Origin of the sequence: Ornithinimicrobium sp. (assembly GCF_051004135.1) — a bacterium.
GTDB lineage: Bacteria > Actinomycetota > Actinomycetes > Actinomycetales > Dermatophilaceae > Ornithinicoccus.
The window spans coordinates 1-4,091 of record NZ_JBPCKQ010000010.1; the positions used below are offsets into that span (position 1 = coordinate 1).

The 4,091-nt window shown below is 65.7% G+C and carries 3 protein-coding genes; 2 read left to right on the plus strand and 1 reads right to left on the minus strand.

What is annotated here, in order from left to right; translation table 11 throughout:
• A partial coding sequence (locus ACR2FV_RS00630; RefSeq protein WP_434013799.1) for an ATP-binding domain-containing protein occupies positions 1-908 on the plus strand: 908 nt, incomplete at its 5' end.
• Between the two features lie 780 nt (positions 909-1,688).
• On the plus strand, positions 1,689-2,996 hold the full coding sequence (locus tag ACR2FV_RS00635) for a hypothetical protein (RefSeq protein ID WP_434013800.1): 1,308 nt from the start codon (positions 1,689-1,691) through the stop codon (positions 2,994-2,996).
• Positions 2,997-3,147: 151 nt separating this feature from the next.
• On the opposite strand, the gene ACR2FV_RS00640 is transcribed toward ACR2FV_RS00635, so the two are convergent.
• Positions 3,148-3,516: a hypothetical protein gene (locus tag ACR2FV_RS00640; RefSeq protein WP_434013801.1), complete on the minus strand. Its 369-nt coding sequence runs from the start codon at positions 3,514-3,516 to the stop codon at positions 3,148-3,150.
• Positions 3,517-4,091: the final 575 nt, after the last annotated feature.

Sequence of the window (4,091 nt, forward strand, 5' to 3'; positions counted from 1 at the left end):
TCGTCCGACGCCGGACCCAGCGGGGCTCGATGACCATCCTCGGCGACCTGGCCCAGGCAACCTCTCCCTGGTCACCTCGTTCGTGGGCAGAGGTGATGCGCCACGCCAACCTCGCCGGGAAGGCGGAGGTGGCCGAGCTCCGCCTGGGTTACCGGGTGCCGAAGCAGGTGATGGACTTCGCCCGTCCGCTGTTGGATAGAGCCGCTCCAGCGGTCGAGGTGCCGAAGAGCTTTCGTTCTACGGTCGATCCAGTGGTCCGACGCTGCCTGGTGGACTCGATCCCTCGGACCACTCACGACCTGGTCGTCGAGCATCTGAATCGGGGGGCGGTGGCGGTGATCGCCCCATCCGAGCTCCACGGTGACCTTGCCCACGACCTGGAGGCGTTCGGCGAGCAGGTCACACTCCTCGTCCCGGAGGGGGCCAAGGGCCTCGAGTTCGACGTGGTCGTGGTGATCGAGCCCGCCACCATCGCCGGTCGGACCCTAAGCGGACTGCGCTCTCTCTACATCTGCCTCACTCGGGCCACCAAGGAGTTGATCGTGCTGCACGCAAAGCCCCTGCCCCCATCGCTGAGCGCCGGTCGACCGATCACGGTGCCGTCCACGTATCCCAACCTCCGCAACGGCGACCCCTGGGACAACGACGCCGCGTACTGGCTGCTGGACCAGGACGGTGGCGAGGCCTGGACCCACCTGGTGCTCTTCGAGTGCCTGCGCCAGCAACCGAACCAGCGGCGACGGAACCCGCAGCGAGTCAAGGAAGCGGCACAGTTGGCCCAACGCCACGGAGTGATACAGGAGCGTCAAGCGTACGGGAGGCGGACGATCGTCCGGCTCTACCGGACCGACCGCGAAGCTCCGACGTACCCGGGCGACGAGGCCGAACGCCGCCAGCACAGATCGTGAGTGGGGAGGCGGACGGGATGGATCAAGGGACTGCTGTGAGCCACGCATCCTGCCCTTCGTACGGGCAGCTGCCCTTCCCGTATGCGGCCATCCGGCACTTCTCCGCTGTCTACGAGCGCAAGGCGGTGCGATTCGTCGGAGATGGGATCGTGTTAGGGAGCGTGCGCTCGGGCCGACCCACCCAGGTCGGGGCGGGAACGCTGTCCCGAGCCGCGAGCCACTCGGCGATTCCGGCGAGAAGGGCGTCCCAACGGACATCGCCAGTTCTGGCCGGCTCGGGCTCAAAAGCTGCAGCCGTCTGGGCGGCTGACGCTCAAGTCCCGGGCATGACCTGCCGAAAGTGCTGACAGGTACAACGTGCTCTCCCGTCGTTTCCGTTGGCGGGTTCGTCGTTCGTGGATCGGCGGCGTACGTCTCGTTGTCCGTCGGGGTGTGGCGACCCGTCGCTGATGAGCCTGCCACTATCGCCCCGTCGGAAGCGGGGCCGGAAGGAGAAGCAATGAACGAGCAAGACCCCGAACCGAATGTGTGTACGACCCTCAACGGCTCACAGAGGCCCTCGATCGACCACCGTGGCATCATCCACCCGGGGATCCTGGGGCTAGCGCCCCGGGAGACCCTGAAGTTCCAACCGGGACGAGCCTCCATCAAACCCAGGCCGATTCATCCCGAGCGGGTTGGAGCGGATCGGGCAATGTCAGTATGGGCGCTCTTAAGCCGGTGTGGCGCTGCTACGTCGCGACGGGCCGAGGGTGTTTGTTGGAAGGGCTGGTGAGGACGATGACTGACGACAGCCAGGCAATCGTGCCGGTGTGGACGCTGGCGACCGGTGACGTCCGGGTGCCCGCAGTGACCGTAGACGGGCCGATGACGGCTGAGCGCTTGACTGAACTGCGCACCGTGCTGGCAGCTCTGGCCGACCAGCCGATTGTCACACTTGAGGTGCATCCCTTACCCGACGAGCTCGACCGCAGCCACGGCATCCCGCTCGATGCTGCGAGTCCTTTGGCGCAGCACCTGTCGCAGCTCATCACGCAATCAGCGCGAGGTTCCTCGGTGGCGGCTACGGCGACCGGCGCTGGTGAAGCCCTGTACCGCATGGTCGTTCCCGCCAAGGTCGCCGCCGAGTTCGGTCAGGGCACCGTTCGCCTGATGCCCTCGAAGGCGGCGGCCGGTGGTGTCTACAGTGCCCTCAGGACCTCAAAGAGCGTCGTAGCCCAGGCGACATTCGTGCCGGTCGGCGGAGCGGCAGCTGCAGGTGCGGCTGGTGGTGCCGGTGCGGCCGGCGTCGCGGTCGCTGGCGGCGTGACACTCGCCGTTGCTGCGCCGCTCGTGCTTATGGCAGTAGCAGTGGGTGCGAGCGCGGCTGCCGAACACCAGCGCCAACAGGCCATCGAGCACATCACGGATCTGCTCGAGCAACTGCACGACCAAAAGCTTGATGACGAGCGCAGCGAACTTGACGGCTGCCGCGACGCCATAGACAAAGCAACCGCCATCCTGCTCGACGAGGGCAAGCTCGGTGTTTCGCTCGGACTGGACTCGGCAGTGCACGCCATCGGCAAGGCGCTTGCAGCCGCTGACCGCCGCCTTGCCCAGTGGCAGAACGCACTCGACAAACTGCCGGACGTCAAGGCCGTCGAGGTCGACACACTGACGAAGTGGTTCCCTGGCATTGACGACCACGGTGGCACGTTCCGCGGCCACCTCGAACTCGCTGCCTTGGCCGTTGCGCTAAAGCGGCGAGTCATCGTGCTGCAGGCCGTGGAACACGCCCAGAACGACCCTGGCAACCTATTCAAGAACTTCGCCCGTGCACTCAAATCCGACCACCAGCGCCTCAACAAGCTGGAGTCGAGCATCGCCGGCGTCCTCGTGCGCCTGTCGACGCTTGAGTTGGCACGCCCACGGGGTCTGCGCTCGCCCGTCGTCACGTCCGGCGAAGTTGATCGCCTATTGCGCACTGCATACCGGATTCACGCGCTTGGTGACGGCGTAGCAGTCAATAGCCGTGCAACGGACGTGGCGATTGAGATTGCCCGCAACAAGGACGGCTCGGTGGTCGTGCTTCCGGCGCTGCCCGCGTAAGCGTGGGGCACGCTCGCTCCTTGGATCATTCAGCACCGTGACCGGCGGAACCGTGAACTGAAGCGGCGCACCGACCTTGCCGGGATCTTCCCCCCCCCAAGACCTCCGTGTAAGAGATGGTCCGTGAGGAACATCGGAACAGAATCCGGCGCTAGGCGCTGGCGCCCAGCACCAGTGGGAGATCGCCCGGGTGCACGGGTACGGGGACTCCTTCACGGCCCGTCGGATCAGTCGGTGTCCTCTTCGGGCTGTCGGGGTCCCGTGAGCGCACGGCGAGGCGGCCCACCAGCTGCGGCAGCTGGAAGGAGTAGTGGCCGTGGACGTTGAGGTGCCGCCGCATGTACGGCGACAGCCGGGCACGTCTTGGTCGCGCAGCGGGTAGCCGTCGGATCGCGGGCGGCCAGGGCGGCGTCGAGGTAGACGGATTCCACAGCGTGGCGCAGTTGAGGACCAGCTCCCCGCCCAGGGCCACCCCGTCGCCGCCGAAGTTGTCGCCCACCCGCCGCCGTTCGTGCGCCACCACCCAGCCTCGGGTCGGCCGCGCTCAAGCCCTGGTCCTGACCTGCCGAGGTATCCGGGGACAGGGAGAGGGGACGTTTCGACATGCGGGTGAGGTGCCATCAGTGTCAGTCGCAGTATCCGCTCGACATGGGTCGTTGTCCGACATGCGGCGTGGACTTCCGTCAGGCACTGGCCACTCCCGTCCCTCCGTCGGCCCATCCTGAGATCAAGATGTCCAACCATAGGAAGGGCATATAATGACTAAGCGTTGCCGTCACTACGGGTTTTTCAATTTTGTCTTTGATGTGATCATGGTATGCATCACTGCTGGCCTTTGGCTGATCTGGATTTTCGTTCGCGAGATGAGGAATCGCTAAATCGACAGAGGGTCTCAGCCAGGTGAGGCCGGGGAGAGTGCGCCCAACACGGGGAGTTCCAGGTTCTAGTGCGCGGTGAGGGCAGCGTAGCGGTCGTTGGGTGACTTCCAGCCCAGGGATCGGCGGGGTTGGGTGTTGAGCACATTGCAGATGCCATCGAGGTCGCTCTGGGTGTGCACCGACAGGTCGGTGCCCTTTGGCAGCCACCAGCGGATCT

Excerpts from the sequence above, each read along its gene's own strand:
- ACR2FV_RS00635 (WP_434013800.1), top strand. The coding sequence starts at position 1,689 with ATGACTGACGACAGCCAGGCAATCGTGCCGGTGTGGACGCTGGCGACC.